Source organism: Brevundimonas sp., from assembly GCF_013912065.1.
GTDB lineage: Bacteria > Pseudomonadota > Alphaproteobacteria > Caulobacterales > Caulobacteraceae > Brevundimonas.
Map to the genome: position 1 here is coordinate 82,010 of NZ_JACESA010000010.1, position 21,735 is coordinate 103,744.

General features: G+C 68.3%; 21 protein-coding genes and 1 tRNA gene. 8 read left to right on the plus strand and 14 right to left on the minus strand.

What is annotated here, in order from left to right; genetic code table 11:
• Window positions 1-17: 17 nt before the first annotated feature.
• Entirely contained in the window at window positions 18-1,436 is a 1,419-nt protein-coding gene (locus tag H2037_RS10405; RefSeq protein ID WP_292121284.1) for a hypothetical protein, read from the minus strand.
• Between the two features lie 171 nt (window positions 1,437-1,607).
• On the opposite strand from H2037_RS10405, the gene H2037_RS10410 reads away from it, so the two are divergent.
• Genes H2037_RS10410 through H2037_RS10420 form a run of 3 tightly spaced genes read left to right on the plus strand, consistent with a single transcriptional unit; the run spans window position 1,608 to window position 4,359 of the window.
• Window positions 1,608-2,540: an ABC transporter ATP-binding protein gene (locus tag H2037_RS10410; RefSeq protein ID WP_292121287.1), complete on the plus strand. Its 933-nt coding sequence runs from the start codon at window positions 1,608-1,610 to the stop codon at window positions 2,538-2,540.
• Window positions 2,540-3,307 (plus strand): ABC transporter permease, encoded by a 768-nt coding sequence (locus H2037_RS10415; protein WP_292121289.1) that lies wholly within the window; start codon window positions 2,540-2,542, stop codon window positions 3,305-3,307. Before H2037_RS10410 ends, H2037_RS10415 begins: the two co-directional genes overlap by 1 nt.
• 41 nt (window positions 3,308-3,348) lie before the next feature.
• The gene (locus H2037_RS10420; RefSeq protein WP_292121291.1) at window positions 3,349-4,359 is read left to right on the plus strand and encodes a hypothetical protein; all 1,011 of its coding nucleotides are present in this window, start codon (window positions 3,349-3,351) and stop codon (window positions 4,357-4,359) included.
• A 175-nt stretch (window positions 4,360-4,534) separates the two neighbouring features.
• On the opposite strand, the gene H2037_RS10425 is transcribed toward H2037_RS10420, so the two are convergent.
• The 3 genes from H2037_RS10425 to tsaD are packed head-to-tail and all read right to left on the minus strand — an operon-like array spanning window position 4,535 to window position 7,117.
• A complete protein-coding gene (locus tag H2037_RS10425) occupies window positions 4,535-4,912 on the minus strand; it encodes a Rieske (2Fe-2S) protein (protein WP_292121294.1) in 378 nt (125 codons plus the stop codon).
• Window positions 4,905-5,903: an NAD(P)H-dependent glycerol-3-phosphate dehydrogenase gene (locus H2037_RS10430; RefSeq protein WP_292121296.1), complete on the minus strand. Its 999-nt coding sequence runs from the start codon at window positions 5,901-5,903 to the stop codon at window positions 4,905-4,907. Before H2037_RS10430 ends, H2037_RS10425 begins: the two co-directional genes overlap by 8 nt.
• Window positions 5,904-5,929: 26 nt before the next feature.
• Window positions 5,930-7,117: a tRNA (adenosine(37)-N6)-threonylcarbamoyltransferase complex transferase subunit TsaD gene (tsaD, locus tag H2037_RS10435; protein ID WP_292121298.1), complete on the minus strand. Its 1,188-nt coding sequence runs from the start codon at window positions 7,115-7,117 to the stop codon at window positions 5,930-5,932.
• On the opposite strand from tsaD, the gene hemC reads away from it, so the two are divergent.
• The 4 genes from hemC to H2037_RS10455 all read left to right on the plus strand — a co-directional run bounded on the left by hemC (window position 7,116) and on the right by H2037_RS10455 (window position 9,554).
• The gene (gene hemC / locus H2037_RS10440; protein ID WP_292121299.1) at window positions 7,116-8,069 is read left to right on the plus strand and encodes a hydroxymethylbilane synthase; all 954 of its coding nucleotides are present in this window, start codon (window positions 7,116-7,118) and stop codon (window positions 8,067-8,069) included. The two genes, tsaD and hemC, sit on opposite strands and share 2 nt — an antisense overlap.
• Window positions 8,066-8,788: a uroporphyrinogen-III synthase gene (locus tag H2037_RS10445; RefSeq protein ID WP_292121302.1), complete on the plus strand. Its 723-nt coding sequence runs from the start codon at window positions 8,066-8,068 to the stop codon at window positions 8,786-8,788. The genes hemC and H2037_RS10445 overlap by 4 nt, the downstream gene beginning before the upstream one ends.
• A 41-nt stretch (window positions 8,789-8,829) precedes the next feature.
• Window positions 8,830-8,905: transfer RNA gene (locus H2037_RS10450), tRNA-Thr, on the plus strand.
• A gap of 295 nt (window positions 8,906-9,200) precedes the next feature.
• Window positions 9,201-9,554, plus strand: coding sequence for a helix-turn-helix domain-containing protein (locus H2037_RS10455; RefSeq protein ID WP_292121304.1), 354 nt, complete (start codon window positions 9,201-9,203; stop codon window positions 9,552-9,554).
• 2 nt (window positions 9,555-9,556) lie between these two features.
• On the opposite strand, the gene H2037_RS10460 is transcribed toward H2037_RS10455, so the two are convergent.
• From H2037_RS10460 to H2037_RS10475, 4 genes are all read right to left on the minus strand, one after another.
• Window positions 9,557-9,913 (minus strand): hypothetical protein, encoded by a 357-nt coding sequence (locus tag H2037_RS10460; RefSeq protein ID WP_292121307.1) that lies wholly within the window; start codon window positions 9,911-9,913, stop codon window positions 9,557-9,559.
• Entirely contained in the window at window positions 9,910-10,317 is a 408-nt protein-coding gene (locus H2037_RS10465) for a hypothetical protein (protein ID WP_292121310.1), read from the minus strand. Before H2037_RS10465 ends, H2037_RS10460 begins: the two co-directional genes overlap by 4 nt.
• Window positions 10,318-10,388: 71 nt before the next feature.
• The gene (locus H2037_RS10470) at window positions 10,389-10,724 is read right to left on the minus strand and encodes a hypothetical protein (RefSeq protein WP_292121314.1); all 336 of its coding nucleotides are present in this window, start codon (window positions 10,722-10,724) and stop codon (window positions 10,389-10,391) included.
• 28 nt (window positions 10,725-10,752) lie between these two features.
• Window positions 10,753-11,199 carry a helix-turn-helix transcriptional regulator gene (locus H2037_RS10475; RefSeq protein ID WP_292121316.1) on the minus strand — a complete coding sequence of 149 codons (447 nt, stop codon included), beginning with the start codon at window positions 11,197-11,199 and terminating at the stop codon, window positions 10,753-10,755.
• Between the two features lie 143 nt (window positions 11,200-11,342).
• Here H2037_RS10475 and metK point away from each other — a divergent pair, with 143 nt between their 5' ends.
• The gene (metK, locus tag H2037_RS10480) at window positions 11,343-12,548 is read left to right on the plus strand and encodes a methionine adenosyltransferase (protein ID WP_292121318.1); all 1,206 of its coding nucleotides are present in this window, start codon (window positions 11,343-11,345) and stop codon (window positions 12,546-12,548) included.
• Between the two features lie 4 nt (window positions 12,549-12,552).
• Here the strand turns inward: metK and H2037_RS10485 are convergent, their stop codons facing one another.
• The 6 genes from H2037_RS10485 to H2037_RS10510 all read right to left on the minus strand — a co-directional run bounded on the left by H2037_RS10485 (window position 12,553) and on the right by H2037_RS10510 (window position 21,592).
• Window positions 12,553-13,824 (minus strand): pentapeptide repeat-containing protein, encoded by a 1,272-nt coding sequence (locus H2037_RS10485; protein ID WP_292121320.1) that lies wholly within the window; start codon window positions 13,822-13,824, stop codon window positions 12,553-12,555.
• 53 nt (window positions 13,825-13,877) lie between these two features.
• Window positions 13,878-14,507 (minus strand): bifunctional diaminohydroxyphosphoribosylaminopyrimidine deaminase/5-amino-6-(5-phosphoribosylamino)uracil reductase RibD, encoded by a 630-nt coding sequence (locus H2037_RS10490; protein ID WP_292121322.1) that lies wholly within the window; start codon window positions 14,505-14,507, stop codon window positions 13,878-13,880.
• Window positions 14,504-15,217, minus strand: coding sequence for a 2,3-diphosphoglycerate-dependent phosphoglycerate mutase (gpmA, locus tag H2037_RS10495; RefSeq protein ID WP_292121324.1), 714 nt, complete (start codon window positions 15,215-15,217; stop codon window positions 14,504-14,506). Before gpmA ends, H2037_RS10490 begins: the two co-directional genes overlap by 4 nt.
• A gap of 234 nt (window positions 15,218-15,451) precedes the next feature.
• Window positions 15,452-17,965, minus strand: a complete 2,514-nt coding sequence (locus H2037_RS10500) for a TonB-dependent receptor (RefSeq protein ID WP_292121327.1) — start codon at window positions 17,963-17,965, stop codon at window positions 15,452-15,454.
• Window positions 17,966-18,194: 229 nt separating this feature from the next.
• A complete protein-coding gene (locus H2037_RS10505; protein ID WP_292121330.1) occupies window positions 18,195-20,135 on the minus strand; it encodes a methyl-accepting chemotaxis protein in 1,941 nt (646 codons plus the stop codon).
• A 71-nt stretch (window positions 20,136-20,206) separates the two neighbouring features.
• Window positions 20,207-21,592, minus strand: a complete 1,386-nt coding sequence (locus H2037_RS10510) for a porin (protein WP_292121333.1) — start codon at window positions 21,590-21,592, stop codon at window positions 20,207-20,209.
• Between the last annotated feature and the right edge of the window lie 143 nt (window positions 21,593-21,735).

A 21,735-nucleotide genomic window follows, 5' to 3' on the forward strand; every position in this document is an offset into this window, starting at 1 on the left:
CCTCGCCGTCTATCGCATCAGGCGGCGGCGGGCGAGGCCCCCGTGACGCCGGATCCCGTAAAGCCGTCGCCTTTGGGATACATGGCGCGGGCGGCCTCGGCGGCGGCGGCGCGACGGCGTACGGCCCGGGCCGCCTCAAGCGCCTCGATCAGGGTCAGGAAGCGCGCCGCCGTCCCCACCAGACGCAGGGCCGTATCCGAATCGGCGACATCGCCGTCGGCGATACTGTCCAGAGCCTCGTTGGCCCAGGTCGACAGATAGTCGGTCAGTTCCGTCTTCAGCGCCATGCGATCCGCCTCGCACCCGAAGGTGACGGCCGCGCCGCGCAGCCCCGCGACCGCCGACAGCAGGGCGGCGGCCGCCTCGATCGGCTCGCCCTTGGCCGGCGCCTCCAGCCAGGGGCAAAGGCGCGTCATGCGGCCCGCCAGCACCTGGCGTTTCATCGGCAGGGCGGCGTGAACCGCGGCCGAGGTCGATTTCATCAGGCCCGACAACTGTCCGGCGACCTCGACCCGCGCCATCCGCGCGGCCTTGCCCCAGGGCGAGTCCGGCCGCACCTGAAGACACATGTCCATTTCCGCCAGTACGCCGGCGCACCAGGCCGCGTCCTCGACCACCGGCGTCATGTCAGCCCCATCCCGCGGCGACAGGCCGGCGGCGATGCGCCGGACGCGCGTCTGGACCGAGGCGAGCAGGCGTTCGACGAAGACCCCCATTTCGGAATGACTGAGGATGGACTCGGCGTCGGCCAGGCGGCTGGTCCGCGTCACGACCCGCAGCATCCGCTCGGCGTCGGCGACATGGGCGAAGAGAATGTCGATCATCCGCCGCCCGCCGTCCGGCGAAATCGCCAGACAGTCCTGGATCAGCAGCCGCAGTCCCGCCGCCTGGTTGTCGTCGGGCCGTTCCAGCCAGACCGGCAGGCGCGGCACGGCGGTCCGCGCCAGGGCGACCAGGTCGAAACAGCCGGCCAGTTCCGCCGGAGTGGCGGCCGGGGCGCCCCGCGCCTGATCGACGGACGCGGGACGGGGCCAGACGTCTTCCGGACGGTCCCGCAACACCGCCGCGGCGCGCGCGCACAGACGGTCGGCCGCCAGGGTCCATTCGCCGTCGACGGAAACCGCTCCGTCCAGCAATGCCAGAAAAGCCTCCTCCCCCGCCCTCGCCTCGCGCCAGACCCTTGTCAGGACGGCGTGGGGGAATACCAGGGCCGGGATGCCGTCGGTGCGAGCCTGGAACAACGGCACAAGAGGACCGAAGGCCATGTCGCGCCGGGCGCGGTCGCGAACCTCCTCGGCCACCAGCGACGCCAGTTCCGCCGCCTTGCCTCCCCCCAGCGCCGGCGCGGCGACGCCCAGCTGCGCCAGGACGGCGTCCGGCGCGGCCTGGACGACCGCTTGCAGGGCCGCGCGATGGGCTGCGGACAGCGAGGACAAGAGACACTCCCGACGACGGGCGATGGAAGCGGCCAGAGTGCCGCGTTTTAGGTTAACATCAGCTTCTCGAGATTTCCGACGCCGGCGCCCCCTTGAGCCGTGGACAAGGCACGCCATATTCCCGCCACGACGACGCCTGGCGCATCCGCGCCCCTGGGCTAGGGAGCGCCGATGCCGGTTATCGAGATCGAAGGCCTGACCAAGACCTACAAGTCGGGGCTTCAGGCGTTGAAGCACGTCGACCTGACGATAGAAAAGGGCGAGATCTTCGCCCTGCTGGGACCGAACGGCGCCGGCAAGACAACCCTGATTTCCATTGTATGCGGCATCGTCAACGCCACGACGGGGACGGTGGTCGCCGACGGTCACGACATCAGGAAAGATTTCCGCGCCGCGCGGACCAAGATCGGTCTGGTGCCGCAGGAACTGACCACCGACGCCTTCGAGACCGTCCTGGCCACCGTCACCTTCAGTCGGGGCCTGTTCGGCAAGGCGCCGAACCCGGCCCTGATCGAGCAGATCCTGAAAGACCTGTCGCTGTGGGACAAGCGGGACGCCAAGATCATGACCCTGTCGGGCGGTATGAAGCGCCGGGTGATGATCGCCAAGGCCCTGAGCCACGAGCCGGACATCCTGTTCCTGGACGAGCCGACGGCAGGCGTGGACGTCGAACTGCGCCGCGACATGTGGATCATGGTGCGAAAGCTGCGCGAGCGCGGCGTCACCATCATACTGACCACCCACTATATCGAGGAGGCCGAGGAGATGGCCGACCGGGTGGGGGTGATCCTGAAGGGCGAACTGATCCTGGTCGAGGAAAAGACCGCCCTGATGAAGAAGCTGGGCAAGAAGACCCTGACGCTGAACCTGGTCGAGCCCTTGACCGCACTGCCGGCCGACCTGTCCGAGTGGGACCTGACGCTGAGCCCCGACGGGGGCGAACTGGAATACAGCTTCGACGCCAACGCCGACGACACCGGCGTGCCCTCGCTGATCCGTCGGCTGGACCGGCTGGAGATCGGCTTCAAGGACCTGAACACCCGCCAGAGCTCGCTGGAAGACATCTTCGTCAGCCTGGTCCACCGCGATGGGGAAGCCGCCTGATGAGTTTCAACGGATATGGCGTCTGGGCCATCTACAAGTTCGAGATGGCCCGGGCGCTGCGCACCGTCTGGCAGAGCATCGTCACGCCCGTCATCACCACCGCCCTGTATTTCGTCGTCTTCGGCGGCGCGATCGGCAGCCGGATGCAGGCGGTGGACGGGGTCGCCTATGGCGCCTTCATCGTGCCGGGCCTGATCATGCTGAGCCTGTTCACCCAGTCGATCTTCAACGCCTCCTTCGGCATCTATTTCCCCAAATTCACCGGCACCATCTACGAGATCCTGTCGGCGCCGGTGTCGGCGCTGGAGGTGGTGCTCGCCTATGTGGGGGCGGCGGCGACCAAGTCGGCGGTTCTGGGCCTGATCATCCTGGCCACGGCGGCCTTTTTCGTGCCGCTGCAGGTGCTGCACCCCGTGGCCATGCTGGCCATGCTGGTGCTGATCTCGGTGACCTTCAGCCTGTTCGGCTTCATCATCGGCATCTGGGCCGGCAGTTTCGAACAGCTGAACTTCATCCCGATGCTGGTCGTGACGCCCCTGACCTTCCTGGGCGGTTCCTTCTATTCGATCGACATGCTGCCCGAGGGCTGGCGCACCGTGGCCCTGTTCAACCCGGTGGTCTATCTGATCTCGGGCTTCCGCTGGACCTTCTACGGCCAGGGCGACGTCGCTATCGGCATCAGCGTGGCGGCGACGGTCGGTTTCTTCGCTGTTTGTCTCGCTGTGGTCATGTGGATGTTCAAGACAGGCTATCGCCTCAAGACCTGAACCGTCACGAAACCGGCCAGATCGCCAGCGATTAGAGTTGCATGTCCGACGCCCCCAAGATTCCGTCCACCGAGCCGAACGCCCAGCCTGAAGGGGCGCCCGAGCCCTTTGCGCGCAAACAGGTGACCTGGGGCCGCATGCCGGCGACGACCTTCCACGTCGGCCCCGTGCCGGTCGCCCCCAATCCGCTTGACCGGATTCCGAACCGGCCGCCGCTGAAGACGCCGCTGGGCCAAGGCCAGGGGCAGGGTCTCGGTCAGGGTCAAAACCCGCTCGAGGGCAGTCTCCAGCCCCGGCGATCGCCGCCCGCCCCGCGTCCCGGCGGCAGCATCCTCGGCGGCTCGCTGATCCCGCAGGCGCGGCCCGGCGCCGGGCCCCTGCCGACCCCGCCCAAGCCCGCGCCGCAACCGGCGCCCGCCGCGACGGACCTGACGGTGCGTCCGCTGCCCGGCGCGGAGCCGACCCCGCCGGAACCGATCGTCGAACGCTCGACGGCGCCGGTCGTCGAGACGCCCCAGGTTGAAGCGCCCCAGGTCCAAGCGCCATTGGTCGAGCCGGTCGCACCCAGCGTCGCCCGCGCCCCGGCCAAGCGTCCGTCGCGCCTGCCGCTCTATGTCGGGGCCGGCGTTCTGGCCGTCCTGGTCCTGGGCGGCGGCCTGTGGTTCGCCCTGCGTCCCAGCCCGACGCCGGTCACGCCCTCCGCGCCTCCCACCGAGACGGTCACGCCCGCCGTGGCCGCGCCTGTCGTCGAAACGCCTCAGCCGGTTCCGGCGGTCGAACCCGAACCCGTGGAAACGACGCCGGAAGCAGACGCGCCCGTCGCTCCGGCGCCAGACGCCGCGACGGCTCCGGCCCGCACGACGCCCGCGCCCCGGACGCAGACCCCGACGCAGAACCAGACGCAGGCGCCGGTCGTGGCGACGCCCCAGCCCGCGCCGCTGATCGTCGAGACCGCGCCTCTGGTCATCGTTCCGCCCGCTCCGACCGCCGCACGTCCGGCCCAGACCGATCCCGACGCGCCGGTCGTGACCCGGCCGCAGCCGCTGGACTGAGACCTCGTCCGTCTCTCCCCGCTTGCAGGGAGGGGGACCGCCGCGCCTCTTGCGCGGGGGTGGAGGGGCTCTGGAAGTCCCACGGACATCGGTGATGCGGTGAAGAACCCCTCCGTCACGACGCTGAAGAGGCGTCGCGCCACCTCCCCACGAAGTGGGGAGGAGACGGTGGCCGTCACGCCGTGCGGATGATCCCGTCGGCCGCCGTCACGGGCCAGGGCGTCAGCCGGGCGCCGGCGCAGGGGCCGCCGCGGCATTCGCCGGTCAGGGGTTCGAACACCGCCCCGTGCCAGCCGCACAGGATCAGGGCGCCGTCCGGCGTCAGATAGCGGTCCAGCTCGACCGCGATGGGAAATCCGGCGTGCGGGCAACGGTCGACCCAGCCGGCCACCGCCCCGGCCTTGCGCACCACGAAGCCGTGGAAGAAGGCCTCGCCGATCTGGAGCACGAAGCCGCGCGAGCCGGGATCGGCGATATCGGTCTCGGCGCACAGGGCGACGCCCGGCGGGGTCTTCCAGACCCGTTGGCGCTCGGTCGGCGCCGCTTCAGACACGCTCGGCCTTCAGCGGACGCGACAGCAGGCCGTCGATCAGGCCGTCGACGGTGATCTCTCCGGCCAGCAGGGCGGCTATGCCCTCGGCGATGGGGGTTTCGACGCCCAGGCGGGCGGCTAGGGCGCGCACGGCTGGCGCGCTCTCATAGCCTTCGGCGACCGACCGTTTGCCCGCCAGGGCCTGTTCGATCGTCTGGCCCTGGCCCAGGGCGAGGCCCAGGCTCATGTTGCGCGACTGGGGGCTGGAACAGGTCAGGACCAGATCGCCCAGGCCGCACAGGCCCGCCACCGTCTCGGCCTGACCGCCCATGGCCACCGCAAGCCGGGTCATTTCCGCAAAGCCCCGGGTGATCAGGGCGGCATGGGCGCTGCGGCCCAGCTGACGTCCTTCGGAGACGCCGCAGGCGATGGCCAGGACGTTCTTCAACGCCCCGCCCGCCTCGGCCCCGACCAGATCGGTGGCCAGATAGGGGCGGAAGCCCGGCGCCGAGAGGGTGTTCAGCAGAGCCTGACCCAGGGCCGCGTCGGCGCAGGCCAGGGTGACGGCCGTCGGCAGGCCGCGGGCCACCTCGCCGGCGAAACTGGGGCCGGACAGAACGGCAGCCGGGGCGTTCGGCAGGGTCTCCGCCAGCACCTCGGTCATCAGTTTCATCGTGCCACGCTCGACGCCCTTGGAGCACAGGACCACCGGAACCCCGGCGCGGTGATGGGGGGCGAAGGCCGTCAGGGTCGCCCGCATATGCTGGGCCGGAGGCACGGCCAGGATCAGGTCGCAATCGGCCAGGTCCGCCAGATCGGCGGTGAACTTCAGTTCCTCGGCCAGGGACACGCCCGGCAGGTACAGATCATTGGCCCGCGTCGTCGCCAGGGTCTCGACCAGCTGCGGCTCGCGCGCCTGCAAGGTCGTGTCCAGCCCCGCGCGGACGCAGACCTGGGCCAGGGCCGTGCCCCAGGCGCCGGCGCCGATGACCCCTGCGGTGCGGAATTCCATAGGCTCTCCTGAGGCTCTGTTCAGATTCACGCCTTGGCGCCCTTGCGGCCCGGCTTGTGCGAAGGATCGGCCAGGGCGCGCGCTTCGTCCAGCGGCCATCGCGGCCGGGCGACCACGTCGATGTCGCTGGTCAGGCCCAGGGCCAGTCGTTCGGCCCCGGCCAGAGCGATCATCGCCGCATTGTCGGTGCAATAGGCCATTGGCGGGGCCAGGAAGTCGAAACCGTGTTTCGCCGCCGTCGCCTCCAGCGTCGCGCGGATCGTCCTGTTCGCCGCCACGCCCCCCGCCACCACGAACAGGCGGTGATCATGGGTTTCGGCATAGGCGGCGAGCGCCCGCTCTGATCGATCGGACAGCTGCCGGGCGATGGCGTTCTGGACCGCATCGGCCAGATCGGCCTTGTCCTGCTGGGTCTCGCAGGTCTGGGCGATACGGAAGGCCGCGGTCTTCAGACCCGAGAAGGAGAAGTCGCAGTCCTTGCGGCCCAGAAGGGCGCGCGGCAGGTCGATCTTCGACCCGTCGCCCTGCATGGCCAACCTTTCCAGCGCCGGTCCGCCGGGATAGCCGAGGCCCAGGGCCTTGGCGATCTTGTCGAAGGCCTCGCCGGCCGCGTCGTCGATGGTGGCGCCGATCCGGCTCATGTCGCCGATGCCGCGCACCTCCAGAAGCTGGCAGTGGCCGCCGGACACCAGCAGCAGCAGGAAGGGATAGGCGACCTCGGCCCCCAGCCGGGCCGAAACCGCGTGGCCTTCCAGGTGATTGACCGCCACCAGGGGCAGACCGCGCGCCAGGGCCGCCGCCTTGCCGAAGCTGAGCCCCACCATGACCCCGCCGACCAGGCCCGGCCCGGCCGTGGCGGCGACGCCGTCCAGATCGTCATAGGCCAGATCGGCCTCGGCCATGGCGCGGCGCGTGACCTCGGCGATCATCTCCACATGGCTGCGGGCGGCGATCTCGGGCACCACGCCGCCGTAGGCCGCATGGTCGTCGATCTGGCTGTGGACGACCGAAGACAGGACCTCGGCTCGGCCCCCCAGTTCCGAAGGGTGCAGCCGCACGACCGAGGCGGCGGTCTCGTCGCAGCTGGTCTCGAGGCCCAGCACCGTCAGCGCCCGGACATCCCGTCCAGTTGCCGCTGCGGCGGCGCTGCTATAGTCGGCGGAACTCTCCATCGGGTCGAGGTAGCGATCCGGCGTCCGGTAAGCAACGATCATGAACCTTCCTCTCCGCATCGGCACCCGGCGGTCCAAGCTGGCCCTGGCCCAGTCGGGCATGATGCAGCGGGCCATCGGCCGCGCCCTCGGCGTGTCCGAGAACGAGATCGAGGCCGCCGTGCCCCTGGTCGAGATCGTCACCACCGGCGACAGGATCCAGGACCGCCGCCTGATGGAGCTGGGCGGCAAGGCGCTGTTCACCAAGGAGATCGAGGAGGCCCTGCTGGCCGGCCGGATCGACATCGCCGTCCATTCGATGAAGGACGTCCCGGCCGAACAGCCCGAAGGCCTGTGCATCGCCGCCATTCCTGAACGCGAGGACGCGCGCGACGCCTTCATCAGCCGCGACTTCGACAGTTTCGACGCCCTGCCCTTCGGCGCCCGGCTGGGCACCGCCAGCCTGCGGCGTCAGGCCCAGGCTCTGGCCCTGCGGCCGGACCTGAAGATCGAGATGCTGCGCGGAAACATCGACACCCGGCTGCGACGCGCGGCCGATGGGGATTTCGACGCCATACTGCTGGCCGTCTCGGGCATGACCCGGCTGGGCGTGACCGACCATATCCGCGAGAAACTTTCGCTGGACGCCTTCCTGCCGGCGCCGGGCCAGGGCGCCCTGGCGCTCCAGACCCGCGCGGCCGATATCGACGCCCCCTGGGTCGCCGCCCTGAACCATGCCGAGACCGCCGTAGCCGTCGCCGCCGAGCGCGGGGCCATGACGGCGCTGGAAGGGTCGTGCCGCACGGCCGTCGGCGCCCATGCCCTGATCGAGAACGGCGTCCTGCGCCTGACCACCGAAATGCTGAGCCCCGACGGCTCGGCCCGGTGGCGCCGCGTCGGCGAACTGTTCCAGCCCACGCAAGCCGACGCCTGCGCCCTGGGCGAACGGCTGGGCGGCGAGGTCCATGCCTCCGCCGGCGATCAGGAGGTCGATCCGGAGAGCCTGGACGGATGACCTCTACTCGCCCCAACACCCTGGGTCCCCGCATCTGGATCACCCGAGCCGAGCCGGGCGCGTCCCGGACCGCCGCCCGGTTGCGCGACCTGGGACTTGACCCGGTGATCCAGCCCCTGCTGACGGTGGAGGTCCTGTCTCCTCCGCTTCCCGATCTCGACCGATTCGCCGCCCTGGCCTTCACCAGCCGCAACGGCGTCGCCGCCTTCGCCGCCCTGACGCCGCGACGCGACCGCCCGGTCTTCGCCGTCGGGGACGCAACCGCCCAGGCCGCCCGCGAGGCCGGATTCGCCGCTGTCCGCTCGGCCGGGGGCGACCTGAACGCCCTGGCTCGACTGATCGCCGTCGAGCTGAGCGACGCCGCCCTGCTGGTGCCCCAGGCGGAAACCCCGGCGGGCGATCTGGCCGCCGCTCTCGCCGTCGCCGAGGCCCGCGAGGTGTCCCTCCAGACCGTCGCCGTCTATCGTACGGCGCAGGCCCCGGCCCGCATTCCGGCCGCCTTCGACGCCATCCTGGTCCATTCTCCCCGCGCGGCGGAGGCGCTCGCCGGATTCGGCGCGGCCGCCCTGTCCCCCGCCCTCATCGCCTGTATCTCACCCGCCGCCGCCGCGCCCCTGGCCGGGATCGGCCTGACCCCGACCGTGGCCGAGACGCCCGACGACACGACATTGCTCGCGACCCTGAAAGCGGCGCTTGGCAAGCGCGATACGCCCGTATAAAGAGCGCCTCTCGCGCGGGCTGCTTCGTCCGTCGCAACCGGGCCGCTTTAGCTCAGCCGGTAGAGCACCTCATTCGTAATGAGGGGGTCGCGTGTTCGAGTCACGCAAGCGGCACCATTTTCATGAGCCATGGTCAGATCAGCGCCTGTGGCGCAGCGAACCAAGCGCCTTCATTAAACTGTAACCCGTTGCGATACAGTATTTCAGCGATCAGGCAGACTTGGAACCAAGGCGCGCGGCAACAATCGCAAGCCAGATCATGTCGCCACAGAAATATAGCCACAAAATTCCCGCCTCGGTTGAGAAGTGGCATAATTTTTGTACGTAGACTTCCTGTAAAGTCGAGCTTTAGCTTGACGCCTTCGGCGATTTGGGGCCTGACGACGGGATTATCGTTCCCCCGAAGGCCAAGATGAGCGACACAGTAGATCCCATCGACATCGCCATCGGCGCGCGCATTCGCAGCCGTCGAGAAGAACTCCGCATAACCCAGGCCCAATTGGCCGCGGGCGCCGGCGTGACCTTTCAGCAGATTCAGAAGTACGAGCGCGGCGTGAACCGCGTCTCGGCCGCCCGACTGCTGCAGATCGCCGCCGTGCTGAAATCCACCGGCGCCGCCCTGTTGGGCGAGCTGGACGTGGCCGAGGGCGACGAACTGGTCCTGGCCTCGCCGGGCGTGGCTGAACTTCTGTCTGCCTTCCGCGGCATCCGCGACGCCGAGAAGCGCGACGCCCTCCTGGTCGTGGCCAAGGGCCTGCGCGGCTGAGGTCAGGGGCGAGGCTGCAGCAGCCGTTCGACGGCGGGCCCCTCGCCTCCACCAATCGTCAGATCGGCCAGCCATGTCTGGACCGATTCAAGCGCGAGGGTGTCCAGGCTGTCCGACCGGCCGGCGTCGGCGATGTTCTGCCTTACGATCTCCAGCAGACAGGCCGCTTCGGTTGCATTGGACGGCGTATGGTTCAACAGCCGGGCCTCGGCCTCGACCATCGGCCCGAGATCCAGTTCGGCCAACAAATTGTCTTCGCTGGCCACGAGCCCGGACAGGCCCAGTCTGTCCGCCAGATGCGCGGTTTCGAACCAGGACCGGAAGAGCGGCAGAAAGTTCGTGAGGGCTTGAGCGTTCACGATCGGATATCCTTGTAGTTATGAAATGCGCGGTTTCTTGCGCGTTCTGATTTTGCGTAGGGGGCGGTGTTCGCTTCCCAGACGCCGAAAAGCGCCAGCACCATGATCTCGACCCAGGCCACCATACGGGTGGTCACGATCGACCAGGTCAGGGCGTCGGGCCCGACCAGGGAAGAGACATGGGTGCCGAGCGCCAGAAGTTGGGCGCCGGCAGCGAACAACAGCCACCAGCGGTCATAGCGGAGGCTGAGCCGGACGAGCAGCGCCAGGAGACCGAGGGAGATCAAGGCCACCGCCCACCGGAACTGCCCCAGGACGAGATGGTCGACCCAGCCGGACAAAAGCTGCGCGAGAAAAAGCCCCGCCGCCGCCTGCCGCTCGGGCCACCCGCCCTTCCAGACCAACGTCCCCAAGGTGACGATGGTCAGGCCCGTCCCGAAAATCCATAGGGGTGACGGCATTCCGTCGACGCCGGTCAGGCGGCGATCGGGAAGACAGCGGGCGCCGCCGATGCCGAGGTCTTGGTTTCACCCATGCCCTCCATGCGCCAGCCGATATCGTGGACCTCCGCGACCTCGAACAGGCCCGCATGCCCCGAGGCCACCGTCGCACGGACCTTGGCCAGATGGTTGAGGCCAGTGACGATGTCCTCCAGAGCGGATTGACCGACCTCCGCCGCCAAACGCGCCTCGACCCGTCCCTCAAGCGAGGTCTGGATCAGCTTGCAGACTTCGATCATCGCCTGGTCGATCGCATGTTCCGCGGTTCTGACCTGGCGAGCGACCCTCACCCCGATATGCATGCTTCTCATTTGCCGTCCTCCAAAAATGGCCCCCGCGTCAGCGGGCCCATTCGGGAGCGATCCGGTCGAACAGGGAGGGAACCACCATGCCTGCCGTCACGATCCCGATGGCGAGCAACAGGGCGACGGCGGCCCCCGCGACGATGACCGCCAGTCGCCCGACCACGCCGCGAGGCGGAGGCGGTAGGGACCAGGCGGCCCCAGAGACGGGACCGTCGTCGTCCGGAAGCTCGGCCGACGCCGCATCAACAAGCGCGTGTTCGCCCAGATCGGAAATGAGTATCGGCGCCCCTGAGTAACCGCTACTCAGCCGCTTCGCCGCCAGCCGGCGATCGGAAACCCCCATCTTGGCATAGGCGCGATGGAGGTGGTTGCCGACGGTTCGGGGGGAAATGCCAAGGCGCGCGGCGATCTCCTTGTCCTCGAGGCCCAGCCCCGCCAGGCGGACGCACTCGATTTCTCTTGGCGACAGGCTTTCAGGCATTCATCCGCTCCCACGCAATCCTCATAGCGGATTTCGCCGTCGCAACCAGATACGGAGTACGACGGGGCCAGGGCCGGATGATCACTTGAACATATAAGCATGTCTTTATATGTTTGACGGGCTTTCACTGACAGGAGCCTCTCTTGGCCGCTCGTTCCTCCTTCCTCTTCACCTCGGAAAGCGTTTCCGAGGGACACCCGGACAAGGTCGCGGACCGTATCTCGGACACGGTCGTCGACGCCTTCCTGTCGAAGGACCCCGAAGCGCGGGTGGCGTGCGAGACCCTGGTGACGACGCAGCGGATCGTCCTGGCGGGCGAGGTGCGCGCCACGCAGCCGGGCAACACCAAGGAAGAGAACGAGGCCTTCACCCAGACCATCATCGACAGCCTGGAGCCGCTGGTCCGCGCCGCGGTCAGGGACATCGGCTATGAGCAGGAAGGCTTCGACTGGCGGACGGCCGAATACGCCTGCTACCTTCACGCCCAGTCGGCCGATATCGCCGTCGGCGTCGACTCGACCAACGAGAAGGACGAGGGCGCGGGCGATCAGGGGATCATGTTCGGCTACGCCTCGAACGAGACGCCGGAACTGATGCCGGCCACTCTGCAGTACAGCCACAACATCCTGAAGCGGCTCGCCGAGGTTCGCCACGCCGGCGGCTCGCAGCTGGAGCCCGACGCCAAGAGCCAGGTCACGATCGAGTATCAGGACGGCAAGCCGGTCCGCGCGACCTCCATCGTCCTGTCGACCCAGCACGCCAAGGGACTGAGCTCGGCCCAGGTCGCCGAGATCGTCAAACCCCATATCCTGGACGTGCTGCCGGAAGGCTTCACCGACGAAAACACCGTCTGGCACATCAATCCGACCGGCATCTTCGAGATCGGCGGGCCGGACGGCGACGCCGGCGTGACCGGCCGCAAGATCATCGTCGACACCTACGGCGGCGCGGCGCCCCACGGCGGCGGCGCCTTCTCGGGCAAGGACCCGACCAAGGTCGACCGTTCGGCCGCCTACGCCTGCCGCTACCTGGCCAAGAACGTGGTCGCCGCCGGTCTGGCCGACCGCTGCACCATCCAGATCTCCTACGCCATCGGCGTGGCCAAGCCCCAGTCGATCCACGTCGACCTGCACGGCACGGGCAGGATCTCGGAAACGGTTCTGGAGGAAAAGATCCTGGACCTGATCGGCGGCGCCACGCCGCGCGCCATCCGTCAGCACCTGGGTCTGAACAAGCCGATCTACGCCCGCACCACCGCCTATGGCCATTTCGGCCGCGAGCCGGATGCGGAGGGCGGTTTCAGCTGGGAAAAGACCGATCTGGTCGATCAGCTCAAGGCGCTGGCCTAAGAGGTCAGGCGGCCTGGTCTTCGATGATCAGTCCGCGCACGCCCGTCAGGTTCGCGTCGGTAAGATCGATCTGACGGGTCTGGGCGCCATGCAGAGTGGCGCGCCCCAGGTCCGCCCCCGTCATGACGGCGCGACGCAGATCGGCTCCCGACAGGTCCGCCCCTCTCAGCACCGCTCCGGTCAGGTCGGCGGGCAAGAGCCGGTCCGCGCCAATCAGAAGCGGACCCAGCTGGGCCTCGCGCAGATCCGCGCTGTTCAGCTTGGCGTTCTTCAGTCGGGCCCCGCGCAGATCGGCCCGATAGAGTTTGGCCGAGCGCAGGTCGGCGTTCTCGAGATGGGCGCCCTGAAGCTGCACCCCCTCCATGTCGAGGCCGTAGAAGACGGCGCCCTTGGCGGACAGGGCGGTCAGGTTCAGGCCGGTGATCGATTTCAGCGGTCGCAGATCGACGCCGTCGAACACCGACGGCTGGCCTTCGCCGCCGCCGGTCTCGCACCAGCGGGCGTGTTCGCGCAGCATTTCAGCGGCCGGCATCCGGTCGACGGATTCGCCCGCCGAGCGCTTGTCCGTCAGCGCGCCTTCCATATTGGCGCCGTCGGCGCACCACATGGTCATGGTGCATCCGACCAGGATGGCGTCGCGCATGTCCGCGCCGGACAGGTTGGCCCCGGAAAGATCGGCCCCGGCCAGGTCTGCGCCGCGGAAGTCGGCCTGTTTCAGATTGGCGCGGACCATCTTGCAGTCCTTCATCACGGCGCCGGAGAAGTCGGCCTTGACGGCGATGACGCCGGACATCCGGGATCGCTGCAGATTGGCGCCGGCGAGACAGGCGCCCGTGGCCTCGGTCTCCTCGCGCGCACGGGGTGAGATGACCTTGAAGCCCAGCTTGGAGTCGGCCGCCGCGATGGTGCCCTCGCGCAGATCGGCCTCGAACAGGTCGGCGCCCGACAGGTCCGCGCCGCGCAGACAGGCGCCGCGAAGATCGGCGCGACGCAGGCTGGCCTCGGCGAGGGTCGCGTCCTGCATGTCCGCGCCGAAGAAGTTGGCGTTGTCCAGCCTGGCGCCGGTCAGATCGCAGCCCTCCAGACAGGCGGCGGCGAAGTCGGCGTCGGCGAGGTTCCGCCCCTTGAGGCTGAGGCCCGAGATGTCCATCCAGGCGAAGACCGCGCGGGCGCCGCCGGGGCGCGCCTGAAACAGCCGGTCGTGCCGGGCGCAGACTACGTCCAGTTCCGCCTGGGTCAGGCGCTTGCGTACAATGGGTTCAGCGGCCTGGGCCATTGAACCAGAATAAACCCTGCCGGCTTAAGAAAGCCTTGAGCAACAGGGGGTTGTCAGTCCGTCAACAGACCCTGCTCCCGCAGGGCCTCCGCGAGATCGCCGGGCGAGGTCCAAAGACGGGTGTAGCCCGCCTCTCCGAGCCGCTTCAGTTCGGTCACCAGGTCGGCCTTGGGCGAGGCGGCGAACCGGCCGTCGAAACCGGCGCCGTCCTTGCTGATCCGCACCATAGGCCGCCCAGTCTCGAGCCGGTGCAGGAAGCCTTCGCACAGAGCCGAGCCCTCGTCGCACATCAGGCCTGTCTCGACCACAAGTCCCTTGCCGCGCAGGCGTTCGGTGCCGCGGCCGGCGGCGAAGGGCGAGGGGTCGAGGCAGGCGATGACGACCCGGGCCACCTGGGCCTCGGTCAGGAAATGGGCGCAGGACTGCCGACCCGACGACCGGGCGCCGCAGGGTTCCAGCGTGACATAGACGGTCGCGCCCTCGATCTGGTCGCCGGCGGCGGGCACGGCCTGTTCCTCGGCGTGGGGACGTCCGCCGGGCGCCGTGGCGGCCTGGGCGATGATCCGACCGTCCTTGACGATGACGCAGCCCACCGCCGGATTGGGCCAGGTCTCGCCCATGCGGCCGGTCGCCAGTTCGATGGCCTGGGCCATGAAGGCGCGATCGGCGTCGGTCCAGCTCATGCGATCGTCGGCAGCTCTTCGGCGCGGCTGGCGTCGAGATAGCGGGCGGCGGTCGGCTTCAGCGCCTCGTCCAGGTCGATTTCCAGCGGATTGCCGGTGGGAATCTCCACGCCCACGATCTTGTCGTCGGGCACGGCGAACAGCAGTTTGACGATGGCCCGCAGCGAATTGCCATGGGCGGCGATCAGCACGTCCTCGCCGGCCTTCAGCCGCGGCGCGATCTCGGCGTCCCAATAAGGTTTGACGCGGTCCAGGGTGGTCTTCAGGCTTTCGGTGTCCGGGATGGACTGCCCCGCATAGCGGGGGTCGGCGTTGAAATCGAACTCGCCGCCCGGAGCCAGCGGCGGAGGCGGCACGTCATAGCTGCGACGCCAGATCTTGACCTGATCCTCGCCGTGCTTCTCGGCCGTCTCGGCCTTGTTGAGCCCCGTCAGGCCGCCGTAGTGGCGCTCGTTCAGACGCCAGTCCTCGATCACCGGCACATCGGTCAGTCCGGCCGCCTGCAGGGCCAGGGCGCCGGTGCGTTTGGCGCGCGTCAGGACCGAGGTGAACATGACCGCGGGCTTGAACCCCGCCTCGGCGATCAGCGCGCCGCCGTGGCGCGCCTGGGCCTCGCCCTCCGCCGTCAGATCGACGTCGACCCAGCCGGTGAAGCGGTTCTCGAGGTTCCATTGGCTCTGGCCATGGCGGAGCAGGATCAGGCGCGGCATTCGGTCGGTCCTCTTCAAGGTGCTCAGTCCGGGTAGGCCGCCGTCATGAAGGGGTCAAGGTTTGGGCCGCAACGCAATATTGCGCCGCACCCCCTCCGACCGACCGGCTTGTCGTGGTCCGGACGGCCGGTTAGGCTTTCGCCATGTCCGACCGTCTCTTCTATCCCCTGGCCCTGGCCGCCATCGCCGCCCTGATCGCCCTGGCCGTCGTCTGGCCCTGAGCGGGATTGGGCGTCAGTATAGGATCTTGCGCAGATTGATCCGGAACACCCGGCCCTGGGGATCCAGATAGTCTCGCTGGTAGTTGACCGGGGTCGCGCCGTCGCTGCTGGTCACTGAAATCCGGTCGTCGAAGATGTTCTGCACCCCGATGCCGACGCGCGCGCCCTTCAGGAAGGGCATGCGTTCGACCAGGGACGTGCGTTGGGTCAGGTCGGCGAAGGCGAACAGGTTCACCGTCATCCGATCCGAGAAATCAAGATCGGCCGAACCCGCGCCATTGCCTTCGACGGTCGTGCCCGACTTCCAGTTGGCGTTGACGAAGGTCCCGAAGCCGTTCTTGAACACCCCGGTCTGCACCTGGACCTCGTGGCGGGACTGGCCGCCCGAACCGGAGATCGAATCTCCGTCCAGCAGGTCCAAGGGCGCCAGACCGTCGCGGATCACCACCTCGTCCTGAACACGCCATGTGTGGGTCAGGGAGAAGTTGAACATCCCCTGTCCCGGCTGCATGCCGGGTCCGCTGGCCCCGCGCATGCGCCCGCCGCCGCCGCCCGGACCGCCAGGCCCGCCGCCGGAACGACCGCCGCCGGGCGGCGGACCGCCCATCATCATGCCGCCGCCGGGTCGCTGTCCCATCAGGGCCGGGTTCGGCTTGCCGAACGGTTTGGAGAAGTTGAAGCCCCACTGCACGTCCTGCTGTTCCCGGCTGGCGAAATTCAGCGGGCGCGCGTCGATCGACAGCAGGTTTCCGTCGGCGTCGCGGACGAACCGCTCCGGCAGGGCGGCCTCGAGGTCCGGAGTGATGGCGGGGAAGCTGGAGAGCTCGTTCTCGGCCTCGGTGCGGGTATAGGCCAGGTTCAGGCGCAGATCGGTTGCAGAAAGGGGCTGCCAGTTGACGCCCAGCTTCAGGATCCGACGGTTCTCGGCCTTCAGATTGGGATCGCCGCCGGTGATCCGGGTGATCTCGACCGTCTGGTTGGTGTTGAAATCGAAGACGGCGGTGTTCGGGGTCGCCACGGTCGGATCATTCAGTTGCTGGATCGTGGGGGCCTTGTCCTCGTCGGAATAGTTGGCGGTCAGGGACAGGCGTTCAACCGGCGACCAGTTCAGCCCGGCGCCCAGGCTCGCCACGCCGCCGAAGTCGGACAGTTCCTGATAGGCCAGGTTCATATTGGCCGACAGATCGCCGATCTTTGGCAGGACGCCACGATCCACGTTGGAGATCGGCAGGTCGAAGTTGGCCTGCAGGCTACCCAGGTCCCGCGATTGCGACCGGTCGGTCGCCACGCCCGAACGCACGCTCTCGGAATCCAGGGACTGGTGTTCGCCCCCGACCTTGAAGGTCGTGGTGACGCCGCCGGCGGGCAGTTCCCAGGCCGTGCCGTTCAATACGAACTCGGCCTCGGCGGTCTGGGAGACCGAATTGGCGGTGTCGCGGGCGACCACGGTGACCGCGCCGCTGATGTCGCCGTACGGGTCCACGGTCGTATCCCCGGCGTCGATCGCCGCCTGCAGGGCGCCGGCGTCGACGCCGCGCCCGGTAGTGGTGTCCGTCTCGGTACGGCTGTATTCGCCCGTGGCCGTCCAGCGCCAGTCGCCCAGATAGCCGTCCAGGACCGAGCCCAGTTCGGCGGCGCGGGTGTTGGTCTGGCGCGTCAGGGTGCCGGGCAGATCGACATAGCGGTACAGATCCGCCGCGTCGCCGCCTGGCGACCAGGGATTGTTCTCCGGCAAGTTCAGGGTCACCCCGGGCAGGCCCAGATAGCTGCGGCTGCTGCTGTCCTCCAGGCTGCCGCTCAGGGTCATGCCGACCTTGTCGTTCAGGTCGTGCTTGTAAGTTCCCGCAACCGACGCCTCGGCCGCACGCGGCTGAAGGGTGCGATAGGCGTTCAGGTCCGTGTCGCCGGTCGAATCGAGCGGGACGCCCGTATCGCTGCGGTCGATACTCCGCTCGGACTCGTACAAGGCGTTGCTGCTATTGCCGTTGACGTCCAGCGACCAGCGGTCGGCGCCGGCGATCTTCAGAAGATTGTTTTCGCTCTGGGTCGTCGTGCGGCCGCCCTGGTCCGAGCGGCTGACGTTGACCGAGGAGGTCAGGGAGCGGAAGTCGGCCTTAAGCACGATGTTCACGACGCGCTGGTTGGCGCTGTAGCCGTAGGACAGGGCGGTTTCTTCCGGCAGAACGTCGAAACGCTCGATCGCCTCGGGGGGAATGCCCCGGATCTCGCGGAAGCCGGAGATACGGCGCCCGTTCACCAGGAAGATCGGCGATCCTCCGCGCGCGCTTCGGGTCTGGGCCTCAAGAAGGGTGACGAGTTCGCCGATATTGGTCGCGCCGAACGCCTGGATCTGGGCCGAGTCGTACGAGACGATCGGCTCCTGCCCGCCCAGGGCGACCCCTCGCTTGACGCCGGTCACATTGACGTCCGGCAGGACCACGGACGGTTCCGCCTCTTGCGATTGTTGGACAGCGGCGGGCTCGGCGGTCGAGGCCAGCGCAATCAGCATGAGCGCGGTCGGGGTCATGAAACAGCGTTCCGGAGAGGAGAGGTCAGCCTCCTTGGGACGTGACAATCATGGCTGGAAAGCGGCTAAATCCATGACATTTCAGACAGCGTTGCGGCGATTACACAATCGGCGAAAAGTTGCGACGGAAGTCAACTTTCGCCGCGTTCAACTCTGTTGGCGCGCATTCAGATGTTGGCCGAGAAGCGAGGTCGAGGCGGGCTTCAGCTCCAGCTCGACCTCGCCTTGATCAGAACTCTTCCCAGCCGTCGGCGTCGGAGGTCAGAACGACATCGCGGCCACCGGCGACCTTGACCACCCGCTGCGCGGCGCGCGGCGCTGGACGGGAAGCCGGGCGAGGCGTCGGGTGGGCCGAGACGCGGGCGGGCGCCGAGCGGGGCGCGCGACCGCCCGAGACCTGGAAGAAGGACACCTGGGACGACAGCTCGGCCGTCTCCTGGCGCAGGGCGTTGCTGGCTGCGGTGGCCTGCTCGACCATGGCGGCGTTCTGCTGGGTCACCTGATCCATCTGGTTCACGGCGACGTTGATCTCGTGCAGGCCCGTCGCCTGTTCCTTGGCGGAGGCGGCGATTTCGACCACCAGGGCGCTGATGTCGTTCACCTGCGAGGCGATGGCCTGCAGGGCCTGCCCGGCGTCGCTGACCAGACGAACCCCGGCCTCGACCTCGGCGCCAGAACTGTTGATCAGACCCTTGATCTCCTTGGCGGCCTCGGCGGATCGCTGGGCCAGGGCCCGCACTTCCGAAGCGACCACCGCGAAACCACGACCGGACTCGCCGGCGCGCGCCGCTTCGACCCCGGCGTTCAGGGCCAGAAGATTGGTCTGGAAGGCGATCTCGTCGATGACGCCCACGATCTGGCTGATCTGGCGCGATCCGTCCTCGATCTTCTGCATGGCCTCGACGGCGTTCATGACGACGGCGCCCGAGGCTTCGGCGCTCTGGCGAGCGCCGCTGGTGACGGTGGCGGCCTTGGTCGCGCCTTCGGCGGTCTTGCGGACCGTGACCGTGATCTCGTCCAGGGCGGCGGCGGTTTCCTCCAGGCTAGCGGCCTGCTGTTCCGTGCGGCGGGAAAGGTCGTCGGAGGCCTGGCTGATCTCACCCGCGCCGGACTCGATGCCGTGGACCGATCCGAGCACCCCCGTCACCGCTTCTTCGAGACGAGCGATGGAACGGTTGAAATCGGCCTTCAGGACTTCGCTGCGCGCCGGGAAGGCCGCGTCGATGCGATAGACCAGATCCCCGTCGGCCAGGGCCGACAGACCCTTGCCCAGGTTTTCGATGACGACGGCGTTCTCGGCCGCCTCCTGGGCCGTGGCCGCTTCGCGACGGCGGCGTTCGACCTCGGACTCGTCGCGCATCGTTTCCGCTTCGAGTTCCAGAGTCTTGGCGCGCAGACCGTTGTCGCGGAAGACCTGCATGGCACGCGCCATGGCGCCGACCTCGTCCTTGCGGTCCGTGTCGGGGATGGCGACGTCCAGCTTGCCCTCGGCCATGACCGACATGGCGCCGGTCATGCGGCGCACGGGCGCGACCATCATGATGGACAGTTGAACGCCCAGGAAGACGGCGGCCGCGACCAGGATCAGTCCCCCGACCGCCAGGGCGACGAAGGAGGCGGTGATCGCCGAGGCATGCTGGGCGTCGCGCAGGTTCATCCGCTCGACTTCGATGTCCCGTACTTCGGTGATCGCTTTTGTGATGTGGGTGACGCGCACCCGATCGCCGGAATCGATCACGACGCGGCGTGCGGCGTCGATCGCGGCGGGATCCAGAGCCGCCTCGGTCAGGGGCGTCCCGAACTCGGCGCGCCATGCGGCGGCGTCCGCTTCGGCCTTCGTGACCAGCGCGCTCTCTTCCGGCGTCAGACGAGCGGCCTTCAGGGCGGCGACGGACTGTTCGAACTGTTCCCAGCCCTTTCTGTAGACGTCGAGATAATCCTCGTTTCCGGTCAGCAGCACGCCGCGCATCTGCGAGTTCAGGCGAATAAAGCCCTTCTCGGCCACATGGGTGTGCTCAACGATCGCCCTGCTTTCGGCGTTCAGATCGGCGGCGGTCTTCATCTCCGACAGTTGGGAGAAGACCGCGCCGATCATGGCGGCCGCCACGGTCAGCAGGATTGCGAAGGCGATGGCCAGCTTGCGCTGCATCGGGATGTTCTTCGGATTCATGCGATCATCTCTCGGCATGCCACTGTGAAGGAACCCGGAACGGCGAACCGTTCCGGGCGGAGGCTGGTCGTTTAGAAGGCGGTCTGCACGCGGACGGTGGCGGTGTTGCCGCTGTCGTCGCCGGCGAAGGTTCCGGTGCGATTATCCACCGACCAGGCGCTCCAGTGAGCGGAGACGCGGGTGTTGTTCGTGGGATACCAGTTGACGCCCAGGAGCCAGGTGTCGCCCTCGCCGCCGGTCGGACTGTCGCTGTAGTCGGCGGTGTCATAGCGACCGACGACCTCGACCGCGCCATAGCCGTCGGTTCCCAGGGGGTTCAGAACCTTGGGCCGCGACCAGGTGCCGGTGCGGGTCGAAAGCGGCGGCTTTTCGCCGGTGATGAAGAAGCCGGCCGAGATGCTGTAGGCGTCCTGATCGTAATCCCGCGCGGCGGTTTCGACGACACGCTTGCCGCCTTCGGCCATCAGCCAGCCCGAACGATGCACGCCGCCCAGTTCCAGGCCCAGGCCCTTGCTGCCCTTGGGATCGACATAGGCGCCGCCGGCCAGACGCAGATTGTCGTTGCCTCGCGACGAGACGACCAGGCTGCGGGAGGCGACGGAAGCGTTCGGGGTCAGGTCCTCGACGAAGCCCCAGCCGCCGATGTGCAGGAAGCCGGCGTCGGTCTTGAACGGCGACCAGTGGGTCCGGGCCATCAGAGTGACGGAGTCGTTGGTCGTGCCGCCGCTGATGGCGTCGCCGGTCAGAGACAGCGAAGCGTGCCAGACGCTGCCCGTCAGCTTGGACGACAGGCCGACGCCATAGGCGCCGCGTTCCGGTCCGACGGTCGAGACCATCAGGCTGCGCTCCAGGAACGGGACCATGTCCTCGGCCGTGCCGCCTTCGACGCCGCGGTCATTCAGGCGTTGACCGGCGGAGACTTCCAGATCACGGCCGCCCAGCTTGCGATTATAGGACATGAAGGCGTTGGCGACGCTGACCGAGTTGTCGGCGATGTCGCCTTCGATCCAGTAGCTGAAGCCGCCGGGGGTCTTGCCCTGAGCGCCCAGGCGCAGGCCGCGCAGTTCGGTGGTGGTCAGATTGCGGCTGTCGAAGTCCGAGCCGAAGGTGTTCGACAGGTCGGCCGTGACGCGAATACGCGGCTTGAAGGTGAAGCCGTCCGGGCTGCGCAGCTCGGGCAGGCCCGTGGCCCAGTCGACCGAAGTGGTCGCGGTCGCCGCCTGGGCGACCGGACGCGGCGCGGGGGCGGCGACCGGGGCCGGGGTCCCGGCTGCGGCGGCTTGCGCCGGGGTCTGGGTCTGAGATTGGGCTTCGAGTTGTTCGAGGCGGGCGGACAGGGCTTGAACCTGAGCACGCAGAATGGCGATTTCATCGGCGCTGGGCGCGGTTTGGGCGAAGGCGGAGGTGGCGAGCGCAGCAAGGCCGACACCTGCCACGAGGGCGCGGGAAGTAATCATGGGGGTGCTCATCGGCAGTGGGTGGTTATGGACAACAGGCGTAAAGCCTGACCGTTAAGCGAACGCCCAAACGCGAATAAGCAGAACTGCGTACTGCGGTTGAGGCGGCCTCGAATGCAGCGCAGGCGCCGCGCTTTCGCGAC